This is a genomic window from Flavobacterium sp. W21_SRS_FM3, from assembly GCF_052113625.1.
Taxonomy (GTDB): Bacteria; Bacteroidota; Bacteroidia; order Flavobacteriales; family Flavobacteriaceae; genus Flavobacterium.
Genome location: NZ_JBGQOD010000004.1, coordinates 84,804 through 101,969, shown reverse-complemented (window position 1 = coordinate 101,969; position 17,166 = coordinate 84,804). Strand labels below are relative to the sequence as shown.

Here is a 17,166-nt window from a genome sequence, read left to right as displayed (position 1 = left end):
GTATTTAATATTCTGAAAATCGTTTATCTGTTAGATATTGATAATCTGTTAGTGTTTTTAAAAAAGCAATTAATTGTACTTTTTCTATTGTCGAAAGTGCAATTCCTAACTGTCCGTTTTGTTGTAAAATAGGATCTAATGTTGCTGATGGGACAACTCCAGAACTGTAGTGATTTAGCACTGATTCCAATGTACCAAAACGGCCATCGTGCATGTAAGGAGCGGTCTTCTCTACATTGCGCAAGCTCGGTACTTTGAATTTATAGTAGTCTTGGGGCAATTCCGTTACCCTATATCGACCTACATCATTAATTAATGGATTTACGGCCAGCCCGTTGTTCCTAAAAGAATCATCAGTCATTAAATCTGTTGCATGACAGGAGGCGCACTTGTTTTCAAAAATCGTGTAACCAGCCTTTTCCTGATCGTTGAAAGTCCCTCCTGCTTCATTACGTCTATAATAATCAAATTTAGAATTTGACGAGGTCAACATTACCATAAATTGAGAGAGTGCTTTTAGCATATTCTCTATAGATACAGCACCATCATTAAAGGACGCTTTAAATAATTGTGAATAAGCTTTATCTGCTTTCATCATAGCTAGAATTGCATTCAAATCCCCATTCATCTCAATTGCACTTGTCAACGGGATAATAGGTTGTAAATCTAGATGACTCGCAGCACCATCATACATAAATACCGACTGATACCCAAGATTTTGAATTGACGGCGCATTTCTAGTTCCTAGAGCATCATTAACACCATGACTAACCGTGTGCCCGTGGTGGGTAAAGGCATCTTCTTGCAAATGACAAAATCCACAAGAAACTAATCCATCCGACGCTAAACGACCATCATAAAATAGTTTTTTTCCTAGCTCAAATCCTTTTTGTGTAGGCGGATTTAAAGCGATATTGTATTTTAAATCAGGAAAATTAGACGGTACAGAGAAATCTAAGGGTAGATTTACATAGTCATCATCCTGATGGGAACAACTAAATAAAATCGGAAGGAGTAGCCAAAGAAAATGTTTTATTTTCATGGTTTATAATTTTTAAAGAAGCACAAGAGTGTATGTTTAGCCCCGGTTGCAGCGGCATCCTTTTTTTATTTCAAAAAAAGATACAGCGAAAAACGGGACTTGATTTCTTTATACAACAACTCTTGTGCTCCAAAAATTGAAATTAATCGTTGTGAACGTGGTCTACAGAAAACATTGTTGCCACGTTTTGTGTTATAAGAGGCAAATTTGTGCCTCCCATAATGTTGGCTCCCGTACCATTAGGATTATTATCAGCAAGTTTAATCACATTTGTACTGTTCAAAATCTTGGCCAAATCAGCAATAATATGTATTTGAGGTGTAACAGCATCCCTTACAAGAGCTTTTGTCTTTAAATCAAGTGAAACAGTGGTATAATTGTAATCAGTCCCTGTTTGTCCTGTATGCAATTTAAACGGCACTGCTGTTGAAACTGCAGCCGAAGTAAAAGTCCCTTCAAAAGCTATAAACTTATAACCTGCTGACCAGCTCCACATCATTCCTGCTGCTTGAGCTTTTGCTAAAAAATCTCCCTGACCATCTGCTCCTGCACTCCATTGTTCTTTGTCTACTCCAATTCCAAAAGTAAGCTTAGTATAGTTAGCCGCAGGAATGTCCTTAAGATTCAGGATATGTGAAGCAACATCGGCTTCATTTACGATAAAATAACTATTGCTTTTGGGATAAGTAAAAGTAGATCCATCTTCTTTTGTTAACACAACATTACTAATAATGTATTTTATAGCAGTAATTTTAAGCACTTCGTTACTTGCTGTTGTATTAGCTTGAGTATCTAGAATTAGATCATCTCCTTTGAAAGAATTATCAAATTCTACAGCAAGATTTCCCGTTCCTGAAATTGTTTCTTCCTCACTAGAACATGCAATTAATGTGGTGCTCAAAGCTAAAACAGCTAAGGCTTTGTATACTAAATTTTTCATTTTTAAATGTAATTTCTTTTTGTTTAAATTTTAAAATAGGGCGTATCAGCAATACTCCTATCAGGCTTTCGCCAAAAGGAATAGTGATACTAAAAGCTTTTATTATTTAAGAAATTACAATAGGTGGGTGAAAAATAGCACAACAATCTAAATGAGAATATAGATCTGTGTAAGTAGAATTCAGTTCTGTAAGTTTTGAATAATCAGGAAATAAAAAAGCGCATGAAGCTATATCAGTAATGATAAAATCAACAAGTTGGCTCGTGTTTTGTTTTTTATCTGATGAAAGGGGCTTATCATCTTCTGAAGCTTTAGCCAGTTCTTTCATCAAATGGCATTTTCCATTACACTTCAGTTCTGGTTTAGCTTTATTAATACAAAGAACAGTGGCAATATAATCATAATTCACAGCATAGTCTATAACCGGAAAGATAGGTTTTAGAAAAAAGACTAAAAGAATTATGACTGCAATTTTTTTCACATTGCAAATATAAGGTTCCGTGCTCAAACTTATGTGACAATTATCACCTTTTACTAAACTTTTGTTAAGGATTAAACCTTTTATATGCATTACGGTCTTATCCCTATAACTTTAAAACAATTAAAATGAAAAAATTATTTATCGCTGCATTACTAGCTGTTACAATTACCGGCTTTGCACAAGAAAAAAGAAATACAAAAGGGCAAGTAGATAAAGAACCTATGGAACGCTTTACGCCTGAACAACAAAATGAATTGATGTTGAAAAAAATGACTTTGGAATTAGACTTATCCAGCAAGCAACAAGCACAAATGAAAAGTGTTATTGCTGAGAAATCTGCTCAAAGAGAAGCTATGATGAAAGCCCATAAAGAGACAAAGACAAAACCAACAAGAGATGAGCGTTTTGCTATGAAATCTAAAATGCTAGATGAGCAAATTGCTATGAAATCAAAAATGAAAAACTTGTTATCAGCAGAACAATATGCAAAATGGGAAGCAATGAAAGAGAAACATGGAAACAGAAGAGCTCATAGAATGCACAAAAAAATGGGTGACAAAATGGATCGCAAAAAAGAAATGCAGAAATAAAAAAAAACTTCCGGCGAGAGCCGGAAGTTTTTTTTAAAACTATAATGTTTTGGCTACTTTGTCAATAGCCTGAATTGTAAAATCAAGGTCCTCATAACTTAGAGCATCTGTAATAAACCAAGTTTCATAAGCAGAAGGGGCTATATAAACGCCTTCTTGCAGTAAGCCATGAAAGAATTTTTTAAAAGTTTCATTATCACCATTTCCAGCTGATTTAAAATCAACAACGGGATTAGCATCAAAATGTACAGATATCATCGACCCAATTCGGTTAATCGTAAATACAATCTTATTTGCTTTTAACACCTTATCAATACCTTCATGTAGGTAAGCGGTTTTAGCAGCTAGCCTATCAAATATTGCTGTGTCATCGTTTAAAGTTTGTAACATCGCTAATCCAGCAGCCATAGCAAGTGGATTACCTGATAGGGTTCCCGCTTGGTAAACAGGTCCTAAAGGTGCTAAATAATTCATTATTTCGTTACGAGCTGCAAAAGCTCCTACTGGCAGTCCGCCACCTATAACTTTCCCAAAACAAACGATATCAGCCTTAATATTGAATAACTCTTGTACACCACCTTTAGCGAGTCTAAATCCGGTCATAACCTCATCAAATATTAACAAAATACCGTTAGCAGTACACAATGTTCTCAAACCTTCTAAGAAGCCTTTTTGAGGAGGAATACATCCCATATTTCCCGCTACAGGTTCAATTATGATTGCCGCAATTTCATTAGCATTCGCTTCGATTAAAGTCTTTACATTTTCTAAATCATTATAAGTAGCTAGCAAAGTATCTTTAGCTGTACCTTCCGTTACGCCTGGGCTATTTGGCGAACCAAAAGTGACAGCTCCGCTTCCAGCCTGAATCAGGAAAGAATCAGAGTGGCCGTGGTAACAGCCAGCAAATTTGATGATTTTATCTCTTTTTGTAAATCCACGAGCCAATCGCACAGCACTCATGCAGGCTTCAGTACCGGAATTCACAAAGCGTATTTTATCGATATTGGGAACCATATCTACAGCCAAAGCTGCTATTTGAGTTTCCAATTCTGTAGGCATTCCAAAAGAAGTTCCTAGTTTTGCCTTTTCGATTACAGCTTCAACCACTGGCTCAAAAGCATGACCTAAAATCATTGGTCCCCAAGAGTTGATATAATCTATTAAACGGTTTCCATCCACATCATAAAGATAGGCTCCTTTAGCACGTTCTACAAAAATAGGAGTTCCTCCTACGGCTTTAAAAGCTCTTACTGGTGAATTAACACCTCCAGGAATCACTTTCTCAGCTTCAGCAAAAAGCTGACTACTTCTTTTATATAGCATTATTTATTTTTTTCTGGTAATTTAATTAAGTTTTCTAATTACAATAGATTAATTGACAATCAGTTTCTGCCCTATTGAGATGGTGTTTTCAGACAGGTTATTCTTTATTTTTAAGTCAGCAACCAGTACATTGTATTTTCTTGAAATAGAGTACAAAGTATCTCCTTTTTGCACTTGATAATACGTCTTATTAGGATCGTAAGCAATGGCTGTACTTACTACATTAATCCTTTGATTTTCAATTGGAATATATTCATTTCCTAAAACAAGAGCGTCGTATTGTCCTAAATTATAACGTTCTATATATGATATTAATTTTTCAGGGTATTTGGGATCGGTCGCATAACCCGCACGTCTTAAGCCTTTAGCCCAAGCCTGGTAATCGTCTTTGTTTAAAGTAAATAAACTTGCATATCTACTTCTACCGGTTAAAAATAAAGCATGGTCTTTAAAAGATTCTGCTGGTTCATTGTATTTTCTAAAGCATTCCTGCTTTGCATCGTCATCATGTTTGACACTATCTCCTGTCCATCCCGCATGACATTTGATACCAAAATGATTGTTAGCAGTTTGTGCTAAATCTCCTCTACCTGCACCCGATTCTAAAATACCTTGTGCTAAAATAATACTAGCTGGAATACCAAAAGCTTTCATGTTATTCATCGCGATACCTTTGTATTGCGCAATGTAATTACCGATAACGTCATTAGACACCAGCGTTCGTGAAGTAGATTCTATCACTTCATTGACTGCTTTTTTATTTTCCTTATTTTCTGATGAGTTTTCCTTTATTGCTACGGTAGCTCTTGTATTATTTTTCTTTTTAACCGTTCTAACTACAGGCTTTTTAGTAGTGGCCGTGGCTGCCTTTGTTGTTGCTATAGGAGACTTTGTTGCGTTACAACTTACTAAAGTCACTAGCGTTAAAATAAATAAGATTTTTTTAAACATGGATGTCTATTATTGGTAGTTTTTTGTTTTTCAATGTAACATTCATTCCTTGAATTCCTTGAATTCCTCCAGTATGAATCAATAATATTTTAGTATGAGCAGGAAAATAATTCTTAGCAATCATATCTATAACGCCAAAAAACATCTTTCCAGTATAAATAGGGTCTAAAGGTATTTTATTTTCTGTATAAAACTGATTTATAAACGCAATCAATTCTTGATTTACCTTTCCGTAGCCGCCAAAATGATAGCTACTCATTAATTCCCAATTGTTTTTTTTGACAAAAATACTAATTTCCTCTTTCAAAAAATCGCCTTTCAAGGCAGGAAATCCTAAAACTTTCTGATGTGGTAGTGCACTGTTGATTATACCAGAAATAGTTCCAGCTGTTCCTACAGCACAGCATACATAATCAAAAATGGCATCTTCCTGGGTTAGTATTTCCTCACATCCTTTAATTGCCAGTGCATTTGTACCTCCTTCAGGAATAAGATAAAACGATCCAAATTGCTTCTTTAAATTAGCTAAAAATGCCTCATCGTTTTTCATTCGATACTCTTCCCTCGACACAAACTCTAGCTCCATCCCACAATGTATTGCAAATTGTAAAGTAGGATTTTGATGTGTTTTATCTTTCAACTCATCTCCACGAATAATCCCTATAGTTCGGAATCCATTCTCTTTACCTGCAAAAGCGACTGCGGCAATATGATTCGAAAAGGCACCTCCAAATGTAAGCAGAGTTTTATGCTGTTCTTTTTTGGCCTGAAGTAAATTGTATTTTAACTTTCTAAATTTATTTCCGGAGACAAAAGGATGAATCAAATCTTCGCGTTTGATCGTAATCGAAATGGCGTTGGGAAATTGTATAGAAAGTGGTTGATTCAAATCAATTATTTTTCACAAAGGTAAAATTAAATATCAGAAAATGGCATTGCTAGCTTTTCATTTTAGATGCGGCTAGCTAGCTATATTAGTTTCTAATAATAATTTTTTGACCTACAGAAGCCTCCTCATTGGTATTCAGTTTTACAATGTATATACCGTCGCTTAATCCTGATGTCGAAAAGTTATATGCTGCATCTGAACCTAAGTTGTCTTTACTAAAAATTAATTTACCTACGATATCATATAAATTACAAGAAACCAATTCTTTTTGTTCTGGATTATTGATAATTAAATTCTTAGTATCATTGTTCTGATACATCACAAAATTAGTATTCACCACTTCGTTAATCCCTAATGTTGCACCTTTTTTAAATGTAATTTCAAATTGGGTATTATTTACTCCAGCTGGTAAGCTTAATTCATGAAATGCATTTTTAATATCGTGATAAGTGTCTGCCGTTTTATCATGAAGATAAATTTCTTCTGAATCTGTAAAATTAATAATTTCATTTACAGAAATTTTATAATTGGCCTGAGCTGCATTTTTAAACCCAATTGCAATGCTTTTATTGATATCAAATTGCACTGCATCAATAACATATTCCCTGTTTTGCATTACAAAATAAATATCAGCAGGAGTATTTAAACTAGTAGACAATGCATCCATTCCATGGTCAACATCATCAGTTGCATTAGCATTAAAAGCCAAAACAATTTGTCGCACTCCTTCATTATTTAGCAATGTATTAAAACGTATTTGCGGACTTGGAGTAGTATCTACAGTAGTGTAATCAAAGCCAGAGACAGAAGGAATATTTGATAAAAAACTAGAATTACTACCTGACTTGTTAGCAGCACTGTTTTTTTCAAATTCAGAAAAAGTAGCCTTTGATTCCTTAACAAAAGTTCTATAATTATTCTTCATCTGTACAGTACCATCTACCTTTCCTTTGATTAAAAAACCCTGTCCTATTGGTGAAAAACGTCTTTCATAGATTCCACCTGTCCCTGTAGACGCCCCTTGATTTCCAGCACGATCATAAGAATAGAAAGTTGCTGGTGTATAAATCCCGTTACCTGAACCACCCATAGGAGAATACGTTCCATAGCCACCACGATAATCAGCTACAAAATGCGAATTATTGGTTTTATCTTGTTCCCAGAAATAAGCAATTCCTGTTGAATTTGTAGCTTCCATCAAAAAAGCAGAAAGATCAATAGCAGAAGGATAGGGATTTCCTGTCAGCACTAATTTCTCATGTAAAACTGGAATAGAAATGGTACCGTCATTTGGCTTTCCTCTAAAATCATAACGTTGCTTACTACCGGGATTATTTTGAATTCCGTTTACGGTAGTAGTATTAACACCAGCTGTCCCCTTCATTGTAAAACCCTCACCAGCATTTATATTTTTCGAAGCACCTACAAAAACCCAGTTTGAAGCTGCAGTAGCGGGCAATTTCCAAATCCAGTAAGGAGCTATAGCTAATGGAGACGCAGTCCCATTGTAATTACTGGAAGGCAATACAGTGATGGCAGTACTTGTTGTTGTAGTGACTACATCTTGAAGCTGATTGATTCCAAAACTGGAATTCCCAGTAGTTGCTTCATTAGTTCCTACGGGCGAACACCAATAATTGTATTGAAAATTATTTACACTACCTTCTTGGTATACAGACAAACTCCCTTCGCCTTTATTTTGACTTGTGGCTGTTGTACCTTGTAGTAGCTGACCTTCGTTTCTTAAATAAAAATTACTATTGGCTCCGTTAAGTTCTAAACCATTTTTAATATACACTACTTGATTATTAACGTATACAGCACTATTATTACTAACAAACATTTGAGAATTAACCTGTGTAAAACAGAAGAAACTCGCCAAAATCATCGATAATCGGATAAGTAAATTTGTTTTCATACGCCCTTTTCATTTTAATTAATAGTTCCAATCTTCGTAGATAAATTAACCATCGCAGTAAAGAGAAAAAATAATGCTATAAGAGCAATCTTACAGTATATTTTAGTTTAACATTAATGGTGATAGAGAATAATATCTTACACAGAAATCGATAAGCAAAGCTACAATTTATAAGAATTGAAAAATGAAAAAATAACGATTAATGGCAATAAATATCGATTAAATACATCTTTTTTAAAAATAAAGAAGTTTTTTCCTACTATATTAAAAGTAGCATAGAAGCGGTTTTATTTAATTAAAAAGAGAATTCTTATAAAACAAAAGTATGATGTCCTATTTATCAGTAAAGTATTGACAGAAAAAGAAGATAAAATAGAATTAGAAGTGCATTATAAATTTAATTAGGGTAGTTTTTATAAAAGTAAAAGACACTACGTACAATGATCACTTTAAAGCTTTTTCAAATTGAGGTATTTAAAAAAGCTAAAAAAACTTCTGTGCTTCAAATAGTCCATGTACTTTTCATTAGCATAAGCCTCTCGTTCAAAACTAATATTAAGGTAAGCCAAATCAAAACTTCTGTACTGAAAATAACGCAAAGAAAACTCTACAAAGTACCATATAAAAAAGGGAATAATTAAAAGTTCTAGTTGCTGTCTAAGGTGTATTCTTTCATGATTTATTAAAACAGGATTCACCTTATCTACTTTATATTTTAAAAACACAAAAGGATAAATAGTAAATCCTTTAAACGATTTAGGTATCAAGTATTTAGCAACGATTAGAAACATACGTTAAATAATTTATTTTTAAATGATATTAAAAGGCCAATTTAAAATAAAAATTCTAAAACCATTCATATAAACATTACGTATATAACAATAAAATTTAAAACAATTAATTAAGTGAAACTATAGAAGAATTGGCAAATAAATAATTTTAAGAATTCATTACATTTGCAAATTATTTAAGTTTTAAATGAAATGAATATATATTATTATCTAATATACAGTTCTTCAATCTGTAAGAGTACACTTTAAATAAAAAAACATCTTTGACTCCTTATTTTTCCTCAGAAATTATGATAAGAAAATTACCTATCACTTTTAAAATACTTTCTCTACTAGCATTTATAATTTTCCCTCTAGTCAATTTCGCACAATCGCATACTATTCTATATGAAAACTTTGATAGTAGTAACGGTGGATGGAACTCTACTACTACTAATGGAAAGAATGGTTCTTGGATTTATAATGCTAATCCAATAGTTGGTGAGGGGAGTTACTGGAGCATTAACCCTTACAACACTTATCTAAACAATTCATATACTACACTTACTAGCCCAGTATATTCAACAGCAGGTTTTAATACCGTAACATTTTACATCGATATTCGGTATAAAACTGAGTTAAATTGGGACGGTATGAATATTGAGTATACAACTGATGCAACAGGCAATACAGGATGGACTGTTTTAGGAAGTCAAGGACAAGGAAAGAACTGGTATAATGATAATGATGTGAACGGTATAGCAGCCAACGTCCATGGATGGTCTGGACAAAATACTGAAACAAATGCTAGTCCATCAAAATTTATTGAAGCATCTATTTCATCTACCGATATTCCAGCTCTAAACAATCGAACTTCATTGCGATTTAGAGTTAATTTTGGGTCAGATGAGTCACAAGTTGACAGTGGCGTTGCAATAGACAATGTAATCATAAAAGGAGAATTTATTACTGCACCCGGAAACCCTTCTAAAGGTCCAGGCAATATAAATTCAAACCTGAAACTTTGGTTAAAAGCGGATGCTGGAACAAGCACGATCACTAACAATACTGCAGTAACGCAATGGAATGACCAAGCATTTAATAACAATGCAAATGGTTACGGATCTTTTGCTCCAAAATTTAGAAATGACGTTGCCAGAAACATTAATTTTAATCCTGTTATAGACTTTTCTAGAAGTGCAAGTAACGTTCTTAAAGGAAAAGGTGGGTATTGGTCACAAGATTATTTTATAGTTGTTAAAACTAATACTCCCGCTGATAAAACAACGACAAATTCTCAAGAATTGATTTCTGGAAGAATTGTAACTGATAATTTTGCACAAGATGGCACTGGCTTAGGTCTAGGTAGAATTTCATCTCGGTTTAATAGTGATAATCTAATCTCGCACATGATTGGTTCTTACACTCCTAACGGAACTCCTGCTACAACAGACTCTTACGGAAAATCATATTCTCCTAGCTCTGTCAGCACAACATCAAATAACGTTATGATTTTAAATGTTAAATCTAATGCAAATACAACTGAAATTTATTTGAATGGAAAGAAAATAGACAGTCATACTGCTACCAACGGAACCTCCGGTACGGGGGCTCCATTAAATTTTTCAGAGTTTAATAATTCCATTTTCCAATTAGGTGTTGGACGATTTACTTTAAACGGTTTTGTAGCAGGAGGCAGCGTTTTCAATACGTATTTAGATGGTAGAATGACAGAAGTTATAAGCTATTCTACCCCTAGAGCAAATTTAGATCAACAAAAAATACAAAGTTATCTCGCAATTAAAAATGGAGTTACATTGCATGCAAAAGCTAGCACAACCACGGATGACCTTTGTGATATAAATTATATAGATACAGCAGCTAATATCATTTGGAATTACACTAGTAACACGGGTTACAATTTCGACATTGCGGGTATTGGAAGAGATGATAACTCTGTTTTAAATCAAAAGCAATCTAAGACTGATAATAATAGTCAAGATATTACTATTGGATTAGGTGATTTATCAGATACAAACTCGAGTAATTTAAACACTTTTGACACCGACAAAAAATTTCTAATGTGGGGTAATAATCATGGCTCTCTATCAGCACAAACACCTATTACAGCTAACCTCAGTTCAGGAATTACTAGCCCGTCAGCGCTTACTACTGATGTTTCTTTTACTGCTATTGGAAGAACCTGGAAAGTAGTAGAGACAGGCGGAAACGTTCCTACAGTAAAAGTGTCTATTCCTGCAGCAATGTTAAACAACACAGTTAGTGGTCTAGGTGATTACTTAATGTTTATATCAAACAGTCCGACTTTTGATGCTTCTTCAGAGTATCGTATCATGACGGCTAATGGATCTAATTTAGAAACAACTTATGATTTTGATGGAACAAAATATATCTCATTTGGATATGCACCCGAAAAAACATTTTCCAGAGCAATAAAATTTAATGGTACTACAAACTATTTAGATGCTGGTAAAGTGTTGAATTTGAATAATGCTTTTACTATTTCTGCATGGGTAAATCGAACTTTTACAAACAAAACCATTCTTTCTAAAAGAAACAGTTCGTTTAGTGAAGGCTATGACTTAAGTATTAACAGTGCTGGAAAAGCTGAAATGAGTTGGATCGTAGGAGGCACTAAACATACCATCACTTCAAATGCGGTAATACCTGCAAATATTTGGCACCACATAGCCGTAATTTATAATGGAGCAACGGCCAAAATGTATGTTGATGGGGTTACAGTGGTCAGTAAATCGATGCCTACTGTGCCTGCCAATTCACAATCTTTCTTAATCGGAGCAGCAGATGGGGTATCAACAACTTCGTTCTTTACTGGCGCTATTGACGAAGTTAGGGTTTGGAGTGTTGCTTTAAATGATGCTCAGCTTCGCTATGTAATGAATCAAGAGATTCAGAGTAATGGCAACCTAACTAATGGAGTTATAATTCCTAACACCATTACTAAGAATGATATTAAAACAATTCCATGGGCTTACTTAAATGCCTATTATCCTATGTCAACCTATACGTATGCAAGTGCTAGAGATATTTCAAACAATAAATATTCTGCTTTACTGAAGAACATTAAAACAGTAGATCGGCAAACGGCACCTCTCCCTTATGAATCGCAGGCAAATGGCTTATGGCAAACTCCTGCAACTTGGTTAAACAATACAGTTCAAGATTTACCTAACAGTATTGCAATTGAAGACGGAACTACCCCTATAGACTGGAATATTGTTAAAACCGGACATGCGGTTACTTCACAAGGCAACAAAACTTTATTAGGATTGTTTGTAACAGCAAGTACCTTGTCTGCCACAACAATCTCTGGCCAACAAACAGAAGGAACTAAAATTGAAATTTCACACTACTTGAAATTAGATGGTAAAATTGACCTTGTGGGAAGATCACAGCTGATACAAAAAACAGGAAGTGAATTAGATCCTAGCAGTTCTGGTTCTTTAGAAAGAGACCAACAAGGGCAGACCAATAAGTACAATTATAATTACTGGAGTTCACCCGTTAGCACCATCAGTGCAACTATTAACAATGGAGGCTTTAGCTTAAGTACGGTTTTAAAAGACGGAACAAATGCGGCAGCTCCTGCAACCATTAACTGGATAGCGGGTTATGACGGTTCTCCTACAACACCGATAAGTTTAGCGCGCTACTGGATCTATAAATTTGATAATTTAGCTAATGCTTACGCCAATTGGACTCAACTTTCAGAAACAAGTATTTTAAGTGCTGGAAAAGGATTTACTTTAAAAGGCAGTGGAGCAGCAACTGCCACCCAAAACCTAACCTTTGTAGGAAAACCAAATAATGGTACCATAAGTAATGCTGTGGGAGCAAATCAATTATTACTCACTGGTAATCCATATCCATCTGCATTAGACGCAGAGCAATTTATAACTGATAATTTAAATGCCAGTCCATCAATTAACGGAACGCTGTATTTTTGGGAACATTACGATACTAACAACACGCATATTCTAAGAAGTTATCAAGGAGGCTACGCGATTCGAAATATGTCTGGTGGAACTCCTACTAGTTCAGTAGGCGTCAACTTTATTAGTGGTGCAGGAACTAGTAGTAAAAAGGCTCCCAACAGATACATTCCTGTAGGACAAGCATTCTTTGTTGTAGGAAACAATAGTAGCGGTGGAAACGTAACTTTTAACAACAGTCAAAGGGACTTTCACAAAGAAGATGAAACTGGCGTATCACAAACTACCTATAAAAATGCAAATAATACTGCAAAAAAAGACCACTGGACAGACGATAGCAATGCAGCCATTGAAAACGATGGATACCAAAGAATTTATTTAGGTTTCAATGCTTACAATGAAGAATTTCACCGACAAGTTTTACTAGCTTTCATGAACGACAAGGCCGACAGTGAAATAAATAATGGTTATGATGCTAAAAATTTTGACAACTCCCCTACTGACCTGTATTTATTAAATGGAACAACTAAACTGGCAATAGAAGGGGAAGGCTATTTTAATATAGACAAGCAATATCCACTAGGCATCAAAACAGCCTCAGATGGAAAAATAAGTATTGGAATTGATAAGCTCGAAAATTTTGATAAAAACACTAAACTGTATATTTTAGACAAAGAGACGGCAACTTATCATAATATTAAAAATGATTGGTTTGAGATTGAACTTCCTACAGGAGTATTTAATGACCGCTTTTTTCTCTGTTTTAAAAAGGAAAAAAGTAAAATGGATAAGTCGGATACTCTAGACACAGCGGAATTCAAACCTACTGAGGACAGTAATGTATTGGTGACCTTAAATAAAAATGTAACAGTTTTGTCTCCAGATAACGAAATCAAAGAAATTATGGTTTATGATTTATTAGGTCGAATGGTAGATAGCTACAAACAAATTAATGCGTCGACCTGTACATTGAATCAGTTGAGTAAAACCTCATCTCCACTGATACTAAAAATCACCTTGACTGATGCTACGGTCACAACTAAAAAAATAGTCTTCTAATTATACTAAACCACTCAATAAGAGTGGTTTTTTTTATAAAGCAATGCTAACTTCATATACAACTAGCACGGCTTTACTATTAAATTATCATCAAGCTTAAGACACAATCATTATAAAAAGCATAAATTTGTAATTAGAAATCGGCTTTTTTTAAAGTATCCTTCAATTTTTTGCATAGGTTTAAAGGATTTGCCGCTAAATTATTTAAAGACCACTAATACAATGCTTGAGTCAGAGAATCAAAATAAATTAATTGAAGGAGAAGATTTTTATTATACTCCTGAAGGCTATAAATGTTTCACTGAAAAACACCATTTAAAAAGAGGCTATTGCTGTAAAAGCGGTTGTCGTCATTGTCCTTATGGCTATGATAAAAAAACAGGGACAATGAAAAAGTAAATAATAAGCATCAACAACTAACTAGGGAAATTTGTTACTTATACAATCAACTCACTAAAAAAACATGGATATTTGCTCTCAAAAATATAGGATTACCATCTTCAAATCCTATCATCGGTCGGATATTCGTTATCCATAGTCACTTTTTTTTTAATAGAAATTGTGCCATTGTAAAATTAGAGCATTCTACTTTTATAAAGCATCACCTTTTCAACCATTAAATTGTACAATCTTTAAATTAAAAAAATGACTTTCCAAGAACAAATCCAACAAGGAATTCCAAATACTTTGCCTCAACCAAAACCGTTTGAAGCAACTATCAACCACGCACCCAAGCGAAAAGAAATACTTTCGTCAGAAGAAAAAAAATTAGCGCTTCGCAATGCACTTCGCTATTTTGATGCTAAACATCATGAGGAACTAATTCCAGAATTTAAAGCGGAACTGGAAACATACGGACGCATATATATGTACCGCTTACGTCCCGATTATGAAATGCGCGCGCGTCCTATAAATGACTATCCCGGAAAATGCGAACAGGCCAAAGCGATTATGTTAATGATTCAGAACAATCTGGATTATGCCGTAGCGCAACATCCTCATGAGTTAATTACCTATGGTGGTAATGGAGCCGTTTTTCAAAACTGGGCCCAGTACTTACTGACGATGCAGTACTTGTCTGAAATGACCGAAGACCAAACCTTGACCATGTATTCTGGACATCCTATGGGCTTATTTCCTTCTCATAAAGAAGCTCCCAGAGTAGTAGTGACTAACGGAATGGTTATACCAAATTATTCACAACCGGATGATTACGAAAAAATGAATGCCCTTGGCGTATCGCAATACGGTCAAATGACCGCTGGAAGTTATATGTACATAGGTCCGCAAGGAATTGTACATGGAACAACAATCACCGTTTTAAATGGTTTTCGAAAAATAAAAAAATCTCCTGAAGGCGGATTATTCGTAACTTCAGGATTAGGCGGAATGAGTGGTGCCCAACCCAAAGCGGGTAATATTGCGGGTTGTATCACGGTTTGCGCAGAGGTGAACCCAAAAATCACGCACATACGTCACAGTCAAGGTTGGATTAACGAAGTGATCGAAGATCTGGATCAACTGGTAAGCAGAGTCACTTTGGCGAAAGCCAATAAAGAAGTGGTCTCGATTGCCTACCTCGGGAATGTAGTAGACGTATGGGGAAAATTTGACCAAGAAAATATTCATATCGATTTAGGAAGTGATCAAACATCACTACACAATCCTTGGGCGGGTGGTTACTATCCTGTTGGTATTTCGTTTGAAGAAGCAAATACCATGATGGCTGAAAATCCAGATTTATTTAAGGAAAAAGTACAAGAAACATTACGCAAACATACCGCAGCGATCAATAAGCACACTGCCAAAGGAACTTATTTCTTTGATTACGGAAATGCTTTTTTACTAGAAGCTTCCCGAGCAGGAGCTGATATCATGGCCGAAAATAATATTGATTTTAGGTATCCGAGTTATGTGCAAGACATTATGGGGCCGATGTGTTTTGATTTTGGTTTTGGCCCTTTTAGATGGGTTTGTGCTTCTGGAAATTCAGAAGATTTACAAAAAACAGATGACATCGCTTGTGCCGTTCTGGAAGAAATGGCTACTACAGCGCCTATCGAGATACAGCAACAAATGCAGGATAATATTAAATGGATTAAAGGTGCTCAAGCAAATCAACTTGTGGTAGGTTCACAGGCCAGAATTTTATATGCTGATGCCGAAGGACGTGTTAAAATTGCCGAAGCCTTTAATCAAGCTATAGCCAAAGGCGAAATTGGAACCGTTGTTTTAGGTAGAGACCATCATGATGTTTCTGGAACCGATTCTCCTTATAGAGAAACATCAAATATTTATGATGGTTCTAGATTCACCGCTGATATGGCGATACAAAACGTGATAGGAGATAGTTTTCGTGGCGCCACTTGGGTATCTATCCACAATGGTGGTGGTGTTGGTTGGGGCGAGGTAATTAATGGTGGATTTGGTATGGTTCTTGATGGTTCTAAAGAGGCTTCAAGACGCTTAGCCTCAATGCTTTTTTGGGATGTGAACAACGGAATCTCAAGAAGAAGTTGGGCTAGAAATGAAGGAGCATTTTTTGCAATTAAAAGAGCCATGGAAAATGAGCCTTTGCTAAAAGTTACGCTGCCTAATATTGTTGCTGATGATTTATTGGATTTTTAAAAATTTGAACGTACCTTTAATAAACACATAGTAATCAAATAATTATACCATGAAAGCAATTAAACTTCTTCCCGTACTTTTCCTTTTCATCTTGGGTTCTTGTAGTTCCATAAGAGTGAATGCCGATTATGACAAAAATGTAGATTTCAGCCAGTACAAAACATATGCTTTTCATAAAAAAGGGATAGATAAGGTACAAATATCTGAATTTGATAAAAAAAGAATTCTGCACGCTATTGATAACGAACTAGGTAAAAAAGGAATGACTAAAAGTGAAAATCCTGATTTACTAATTAATATATTCACTAAAGAAAGAGAAAAGCTAGAAGTCAATCAGTTTAATGCTGGTTGGGGTTATGGATGGGGATACGGATGGAACCCATATTTATGGGGTGGCCGTAACTATGTAAGCTCATCTACCGAAGGCACTTTATACATTGACCTCATTGATGCTAAGAAAAAAGAATTGATCTGGGAAGGTGAAGGTGTAGGTTATCTTACAGAAAACCGAGACCAAAAAGAAAAACAAATCAATGAATTTGTTGCTAAAATTCTAGCGCAATTTCCGCCAAAATAACAATAGCTTAAACCGTATATT

13 protein-coding genes are annotated in these 17,166 nt (G+C 34.9%); 5 read left to right on the top strand and 8 right to left on the bottom strand.

Features of this window, described 5'->3' with window-relative positions; all coding sequences use genetic code 11:
* Positions 1-4: 4 nt before the first annotated feature.
* The 3 genes from ACEN2K_RS08395 to ACEN2K_RS08385 form a co-directional block, all read right to left on the bottom strand.
* Positions 5-1,042 carry a cytochrome-c peroxidase gene (locus ACEN2K_RS08395; RefSeq protein WP_441758886.1) on the bottom strand — a complete coding sequence of 346 codons (1,038 nt, stop codon included), beginning with the start codon at positions 1,040-1,042 and terminating at the stop codon, positions 5-7.
* 142 nt (positions 1,043-1,184) lie between these two features.
* Complete coding sequence (locus ACEN2K_RS08390) at positions 1,185-1,982, bottom strand: MbnP family protein (protein WP_441758885.1); 798 nt, start codon at positions 1,980-1,982, stop codon at positions 1,185-1,187.
* 106 nt (positions 1,983-2,088) lie between these two features.
* The gene (locus ACEN2K_RS08385) at positions 2,089-2,463 is read right to left on the bottom strand and encodes a hypothetical protein (protein ID WP_441758884.1); all 375 of its coding nucleotides are present in this window, start codon (positions 2,461-2,463) and stop codon (positions 2,089-2,091) included.
* Positions 2,464-2,588: 125 nt separating this feature from the next.
* On the opposite strand from ACEN2K_RS08385, the gene ACEN2K_RS08380 reads away from it, so the two are divergent.
* Positions 2,589-3,053, top strand: coding sequence for a hypothetical protein (locus tag ACEN2K_RS08380; RefSeq protein WP_441758883.1), 465 nt, complete (start codon positions 2,589-2,591; stop codon positions 3,051-3,053).
* Between the two features lie 39 nt (positions 3,054-3,092).
* Here ACEN2K_RS08380 and hemL read toward each other — a convergent pair whose 3' ends face one another.
* The 5 genes from hemL to ACEN2K_RS08355 form a co-directional block, all read right to left on the bottom strand.
* Positions 3,093-4,379, bottom strand: coding sequence for a glutamate-1-semialdehyde 2,1-aminomutase (hemL, locus tag ACEN2K_RS08375; RefSeq protein WP_441758882.1), 1,287 nt, complete (start codon positions 4,377-4,379; stop codon positions 3,093-3,095).
* A gap of 48 nt (positions 4,380-4,427) precedes the next feature.
* Positions 4,428-5,330: a glucosaminidase domain-containing protein gene (locus ACEN2K_RS08370; protein ID WP_441758881.1), complete on the bottom strand. Its 903-nt coding sequence runs from the start codon at positions 5,328-5,330 to the stop codon at positions 4,428-4,430.
* Positions 5,323-6,219, bottom strand: coding sequence for a 1-aminocyclopropane-1-carboxylate deaminase/D-cysteine desulfhydrase (locus tag ACEN2K_RS08365; RefSeq protein ID WP_441758880.1), 897 nt, complete (start codon positions 6,217-6,219; stop codon positions 5,323-5,325). Before ACEN2K_RS08365 ends, ACEN2K_RS08370 begins: the two co-directional genes overlap by 8 nt.
* Before the next feature lie 85 nt (positions 6,220-6,304).
* Positions 6,305-8,137, bottom strand: coding sequence for a T9SS type A sorting domain-containing protein (locus ACEN2K_RS08360; protein ID WP_441758879.1), 1,833 nt, complete (start codon positions 8,135-8,137; stop codon positions 6,305-6,307).
* 449 nt (positions 8,138-8,586) lie between these two features.
* Complete coding sequence (locus ACEN2K_RS08355; RefSeq protein WP_441758878.1) at positions 8,587-8,928, bottom strand: hypothetical protein; 342 nt, start codon at positions 8,926-8,928, stop codon at positions 8,587-8,589.
* 290 nt (positions 8,929-9,218) lie between these two features.
* Between ACEN2K_RS08355 and ACEN2K_RS08350 the strand changes: the two genes are divergently transcribed.
* The 4 genes from ACEN2K_RS08350 (at position 9,219) to ACEN2K_RS08335 (ending at position 17,145) form a co-directional block, all read left to right on the top strand.
* Positions 9,219-13,940 carry a LamG-like jellyroll fold domain-containing protein gene (locus ACEN2K_RS08350; RefSeq protein ID WP_441758877.1) on the top strand — a complete coding sequence of 1,574 codons (4,722 nt, stop codon included), beginning with the start codon at positions 9,219-9,221 and terminating at the stop codon, positions 13,938-13,940.
* Between the two features lie 222 nt (positions 13,941-14,162).
* Complete coding sequence (locus ACEN2K_RS08345) at positions 14,163-14,339, top strand: DUF5522 domain-containing protein (protein ID WP_441758876.1); 177 nt, start codon at positions 14,163-14,165, stop codon at positions 14,337-14,339.
* Positions 14,340-14,585: 246 nt separating this feature from the next.
* Positions 14,586-16,568 (top strand): urocanate hydratase, encoded by a 1,983-nt coding sequence (locus ACEN2K_RS08340; RefSeq protein ID WP_441758875.1) that lies wholly within the window; start codon positions 14,586-14,588, stop codon positions 16,566-16,568.
* A 49-nt stretch (positions 16,569-16,617) separates the two neighbouring features.
* On the top strand, positions 16,618-17,145 hold the full coding sequence (locus tag ACEN2K_RS08335; RefSeq protein ID WP_441758874.1) for a DUF4136 domain-containing protein: 528 nt from the start codon (positions 16,618-16,620) through the stop codon (positions 17,143-17,145).
* Positions 17,146-17,166: the final 21 nt, after the last annotated feature.

Coding starts and splice junctions, on each gene's coding strand:
- ACEN2K_RS08360 (WP_441758879.1), bottom strand. CDS start 8,137: ATGAAAACAAATTTACTTATCCGATTATCGATGATTTTGGCGAGTTTC.
- ACEN2K_RS08355 (WP_441758878.1), bottom strand. CDS start 8,928: ATGTTTCTAATCGTTGCTAAATACTTGATACCTAAATCGTTTAAAGGA.
- ACEN2K_RS08335 (WP_441758874.1), top strand. CDS start 16,618: ATGAAAGCAATTAAACTTCTTCCCGTACTTTTCCTTTTCATCTTGGGT.
- hemL (WP_441758882.1), bottom strand. CDS start 4,379: ATGCTATATAAAAGAAGTAGTCAGCTTTTTGCTGAAGCTGAGAAAGTG.
- ACEN2K_RS08395 (WP_441758886.1), bottom strand. CDS start 1,042: ATGAAAATAAAACATTTTCTTTGGCTACTCCTTCCGATTTTATTTAGT.
- ACEN2K_RS08380 (WP_441758883.1), top strand. CDS start 2,589: ATGAAAAAATTATTTATCGCTGCATTACTAGCTGTTACAATTACCGGC.
- ACEN2K_RS08350 (WP_441758877.1), top strand. CDS start 9,219: ATGATAAGAAAATTACCTATCACTTTTAAAATACTTTCTCTACTAGCA.
- ACEN2K_RS08390 (WP_441758885.1), bottom strand. CDS start 1,982: ATGAAAAATTTAGTATACAAAGCCTTAGCTGTTTTAGCTTTGAGCACC.
- ACEN2K_RS08340 (WP_441758875.1), top strand. CDS start 14,586: ATGACTTTCCAAGAACAAATCCAACAAGGAATTCCAAATACTTTGCCT.
- ACEN2K_RS08345 (WP_441758876.1), top strand. CDS start 14,163: ATGCTTGAGTCAGAGAATCAAAATAAATTAATTGAAGGAGAAGATTTT.
- ACEN2K_RS08370 (WP_441758881.1), bottom strand. CDS start 5,330: ATGTTTAAAAAAATCTTATTTATTTTAACGCTAGTGACTTTAGTAAGT.